Here is a 5553-nt window from a genome sequence, read left to right as displayed (position 1 = left end):
TACCGAAAAACAGCTATCTGTAAGCGATGCCAATGGTCAACGATTGGGACAGATAGCTGTTAGCAAGATTCAGTTAATTCGTCGTTCTAACGGTTTAATTGTTTCTCGCTAACTCATATAAAGCCGCCCTCCGCTATCGCTCAAGGGCGGGGTTTCAGACCCAGTTTTTCAATGAAAATTCTCAGAACCCAAACCCTGCGCGGTCCCAACTACTGGAGTATTCGTCGCGACAAGCTCATTGTTATGCGTCTAGATCTCGAAGAGCTCGCAGAGAAGCCATCGAATGAAATCCCAGGCTTTTACGAGGGATTAATCGACGTTCTCCCCAGTTTAGTCGAACATTACTGCTCCCCCGGTTATCGCGGCGGTTTCTTTGAACGAGTCCGCACCGGGACTTATATGGGCCACATTATCGAACATATCGCCCTAGAATTGCAGGAACTGGCGGGAACTCCCGTCGGGTTTGGTCGCACTAGAGCCACCTCCACCCCCGGAGTCTATAACGTGGTATTTGAGTACGTTGACGAGCAAGCGGGACGTTATGCAGGTCGGGCCGCCGTGCGTTTGTGTCAATCCCTTGTCGATACGGGAACCTATTCTAAGGAAGAATTGGCCCAGGATTTAGCCGATTTACGCGATTTATGCAATAATGCCGCCCTTGGTCCGAGTACCGAAACCATCGTCAAAGAAGCACAAGCTAGAAATATCCCCTGGTTACTCCTGAGCGCTCGTTCCATGGTGCAATTGGGCTATGGCGTTCACCAAAAGCGCATTCAAGCCACTTTAAGCAGTTTTTCGGGGATTTTAGCCGTTGAGTTGGCCTGTGACAAGGAAGGCACGAAAACTATCCTCAAGGATGGTGGCATTCCCGTCCCCCGGGGTACGGTGATTCAATACTTGGATGAATTGCCAGCGGCAATCGAGGAAGTGGGAGGATTTCCCATCGTGATTAAACCCCTCGATGGCAACCACGGCCGCGGCATCAGCATCGATGTTAAAAATCAACAGGAAGCAGAGGAAGCCTATGATCTAGCCAGTGCCGCCTCGAAAACCCGCAGCGTGATCGTAGAAAGGTACTATAAAGGCAGTGATCACCGAATTTTAGTCATCAATGGCAAAGTCGCCGCCGTGGCCGAACGGATCCCCGCTCACGTCGTCGGTGATGGGCGCTCAACTATAGAAGAATTAATCGAAATTACTAATCAGGATCCCAACCGGGGTGACGGTCATGCCAACGTTTTAACTAAAATAACCATTGACAAAACCGCCCTTAATGTGCTAGGAAAACAGGGCTATGAATTAACCAGCATTTTAGAACAAGGTGCGATCGCCTATCTGCGGGCCACGGCTAATTTAAGCACCGGCGGCATCGCCGTGGATCGTACCGAGGAAATTCACCCCGAAAACGTCTGGATCGCCCAAAGAGTGGCAAAATTAATCGGTTTGGACATTGCCGGTATCGATGTGGTGACAGATGATATCCGCAAACCCCTGAAAGAAGTGGACGGGGTGATCGTAGAAGTCAACGCCGCCCCCGGTTTTCGGATGCACGTCGCCCCTAGTCGCGGTTTACCCCGCAATATCGCCGCCCCAGTTATCGATATGTTATTCCCCCCCGGGACTCCCAGTCGCGTGCCAATTCTGGCGATTACGGGAACTAACGGCAAAACCACCACTAGCCGCTTAATTTCTCATATTTGCCGACAAACGGGGAAAGTAGTCGGATTTACTACGACGGACGGCGTATATATCGATGATTATCTGGTAGAAAAGGGCGATAACACCGGTCCTTACAGTGCCAGTATGATTTTGAAGGATCCCACGGTGGAGATTGCCGTGTTAGAAACGGCCCGGGGTGGTATCCTGCGATCGGGTTTAGCTTTTAATCAATGCGATGTGGGAGTGGTGTTAAATGTGGCCGCCGACCATTTGGGTATCGGTGATATCGACACCATCGAACAAATGGCGAAGGTAAAAAGCGTTGTGGCCGAGGTGGTTAGCGCCGAGGGTTACGCGGTCTTAAATGCCGATGACCCCTTGACCGTTAGTATGGCCGAAAAAGTGAGGGGAAGAGTCGCTTATTTTTCCATGAGTCCCGATAACCCGATTATTCACGACCATATCCGTCGCGGTGGCATGGCCGCCATTTATGAGAATGGCTATCTGTCGATTCTAGAGGGAGAATGGACGCTGAGAATCGAGGAAGCGGTCAATATTCCCGTGACTATGCAGGGAATGGCTCCTTTTATGATTGCTAACGCCCTGGCTGCCTGTTTAGCGACTTTTGTGCAGGGTATCGATATCGAGTTAATTCGCCAAGGGGTGCGGACTTTTAAACCTTCCGTCGCCCAGACCCCCGGTAGGATGAACCTGTTTGACTTGGGACACCATCACGCTTTAATCGATTATGCCCATAATCCCGCCGGATACGAAGCCGTCGGCGGTTTTGTCGGCAATTGGTCTGGGGAAAAAGTCGGCGTGGTCGGGGGACCTGGCGATCGTCGCGATGATGATTTAATTTTATTAGGGAAATTATCGGCCCAAATGTTCGATCGAATTATTGTTAAGGAAGATAACGATACTCGCGGTCGCCGCCGGGGGGAAGTGGCCGATTTAATTCTCAGGGGAATTAGCCAAGAAAATGCCAGTTTGCGTCCGGAAGTTATTCTCGATGAAACGGAAGCTTTAGAGAAGGCTTTAAGCACGGTTTCCGAGGGTGGTTTAGTGGTAATTTTCCCCGAAAGTGTCACCCAGGCGATCGATTTGATCGAGAAACATCGACCCGTTACCGATAACCAGGGTTAGAAGTTAGGAAAAATAGCTAGAAAATAAAGTAGTGCCAATTGTTACTGAGTACGATGGTTTAATCAAAATCAGCCGAAATCCCTATTATGAGACTCGGCTTGGTTCCGCTTATTTGGGTAATAGCCTGACACTGATGGGGGAGTTGCCGGATGAGAGTGTCGATTTGATTTGTACTTCCCCACCTTTTGCCTTAGTAAGAAAAAAAGAGTATGGCAATGTGGACGCTGATGATTACGTTGAATGGTTTAAGATATTTGCTGGTGAATTTTATCGTATTCTCAAGCCCAAAGGCTCCCTAGTTATAGATATTGGTGGTAGTTGGCTTAAAGGTTTTCCCGTGCGTTCTCTGTATCATTTCGAGTTAGTTATAGAACTTTGTAAACCGAGATTAGAAGGTGGACTAGGTTTTTTTCTCGCCCAAGAACTTTTTTGGTATAATCCAGCCAAACTTCCTACTCCGGCAGAATGGGTGACAGTCAGGAGGGAACGAGTCAAGGATGCTGTCAATACCGTTTGGTGGTTATCGAAGGAGCCGCACCCGAAAGCAAATAACAAGAGAGTTTTACGCCCTTATAGCGAGGCAATGAAAAACCTGATTAAAAATGGCTATGAGGCAAAACTGCGCCCGTCAGGACATGATATTTCTACTAAATTTCAGAATGACCGAGGAGGAGCTATTCCCCCAAATATTATTACTGATTCTATTCAGGAAAGAGGCGCGTCTATAGGTAGTCCAGTCCTGGGAGAGTTCAACTGGATTTTAGAGAATGATTTAGGGCAGCCAGTAAATGTTATATCTGCTTCTAACACGGCATCTAATGATTACTATCAAAGAAGATGTAAGGAAGAAGGGGTGAAACCCCATCCTGCTAGATTTCCGCAAGCTTTACCCGAATTTGTTATTAGTCTCTGTACTGAGCCTGGTGATTTAGTTCTCGATCCTTTTGCTGGTTCAAACATGACAGGACGAGTAGCTGAAACCCTTGAGCGTCGTTGGTTAGCGTTTGAATTAAATGAAGATTATATGATAGCGTCGCAGTTTCGATTTGAACAAGATGCTCCTTTAGTCGTAGCTCCTATAAAGGATAGAAAAACTCTTAAAGCACGAGCCTTAGAACTGGCTAATGATTGTCTTGACAAAAGCTTGACCATGGATACTCAGAAACCTTTTGTTCAGTTAGATTTGTTTGCTGCCAGCGATAATAGTATGACAGACAAAAAAATCATCAGATTTACCTACGGCGACCAGTTTTCTCCTAAGCAATTTCAATTATCTGAATTAGTACAACTTTGTTCTGATTGTCTTCCTGATCGTCGGGTGCTTCAGGATGAGATTGCTAAACGTTATTATGCTGGCCATTCCAGCCAAAACGATCTACAGAAAGGAGAGAATCGTGGCAAACTTGCCATGAATACATTTCTTTCCCTTCGTGCTTATAAGTTGGTTGAATCAATTGATGGTGATGATTGGCAGTATCGACTCACGGATATCGCTAATGAAATATTAGACAATCAACAAGATACTGAGACAGTTTTCTCAATTTTTGCTCGCCATATTCTTGTTAACCTAACTGGAATGTCCCTAATAAAAGCGATAGAAGCAATTAATAGCAGGGGAGATAAACCCCAGCTAGAAATCATCGCTTACGAACTTCAAGAAATGGGGTATTCACTCTCGAACAATTGTACTTATGTTAGTACCATGAGACAATGGTTACAAGAAGCTAAAGTCCTGGAGAAAAGTTATGAGATTAACTGGGATCGAGTCTATGATCTATTGGAACTCGATCAAGACTATATTGACGAGCTTTATACTCTTAGTTCCGAACAAAAATATTTTTTACTGGCTATGCTTCAGATGGCGATTACTGAGCTAACCGAGTGGAATAAAATTACCAGATACGCCACCAGTGTTTATAAAATACGATTCCCCTCGAAATCTTTTGTTCAGGATATTATTCAACCTTTAGTAAAAGTCGGCTTAATTGCAACTGAGAAAACGACTGGTGGACGAGGAGCGAAACCTAATCTTGTCAAGCTTACCGAGAAATCACAGATGGAACTGTTATCTAGATTATTACAATCTATATCCGATATTACAGAAATCTCCCAAACCGAGCTAAATCGAAGTTTTGAAGATGTTGTTAATGACCTAGATAATCCCGACAAACATATTAAAGGTAAAGCTCTTGAACTGCTGGCGATTTGGATGATTCGTCTAACCAGTCTTAGATTCACAAAATGGCGGAAAAGAGACTATGAAACTGGACAGGGTGAAGTAGATGTTCTGGCAGCATCAGACCGCTTTGTTTATCATCGTTGGCAAATTCAGTGTAAAAATACAAAGCGAGTAGATGTAGAAGTATTAGCCAAAGAAGTTGGTATGACCTTCGTAACAGGGTCTGACGTAGTTATGATTGTGACTACTGGTGAATTTACTAGAGACGCTTTTCAGTATGCTTATCGAATGATGGAAGTATCGAGATACTATATGGTGTTGATACAAAAAGAAGACATTGATGCAATTAAACAAGATAGAACCAATATTATCAAAATTCTTGATCGTCGTGCAAGGCGTGTGTTCGCCAAGAAAGAGTTGGGCTTAACTGTTGACATCCTCACCGCCGTAAACGGACGGTGATTCCCAAACCTCACGATTTAGGTTTCTGCTTCTTTCCCTTGCGGGGTTCCGCACCTGCCTTAACAGATTTACTCTGTTCTGGTCTTATGGTCGCTCTACAGACTGAC

The 5553-nt window shown here is 45.5% G+C and carries 2 protein-coding genes; both read left to right on the top strand.

The window, feature by feature from the left end; translation table 11 throughout:
* Positions 1-171 precede the first annotated feature (171 nt).
* Positions 172-2805: a cyanophycin synthetase gene (gene cphA / locus IM477_RS14265; protein WP_287732232.1), complete on the top strand. Its 2634-nt coding sequence runs from the start codon at positions 172-174 to the stop codon at positions 2803-2805.
* Positions 2806-2836: 31 nt separating this feature from the next.
* On the top strand, positions 2837-5446 hold the full coding sequence (locus tag IM477_RS14260; protein WP_287732230.1) for a DNA methyltransferase: 2610 nt from the start codon (positions 2837-2839) through the stop codon (positions 5444-5446).
* The last annotated feature ends 107 nt before the right edge of the window (positions 5447-5553 follow it).

This window comes from Microcystis sp. M090S1, from assembly GCF_020246295.1.
GTDB lineage: Bacteria > Cyanobacteriota > Cyanobacteriia > Cyanobacteriales > Microcystaceae > Microcystis > Microcystis aeruginosa.
The sequence above is the reverse complement of the archived record's forward strand: the minus strand, read 5'-3'. Positions and strand labels throughout refer to the sequence as shown.

Coding starts and splice junctions, on each gene's coding strand:
- cphA (WP_287732232.1), top strand. CDS start 172: ATGAAAATTCTCAGAACCCAAACCCTGCGCGGTCCCAACTACTGGAGT.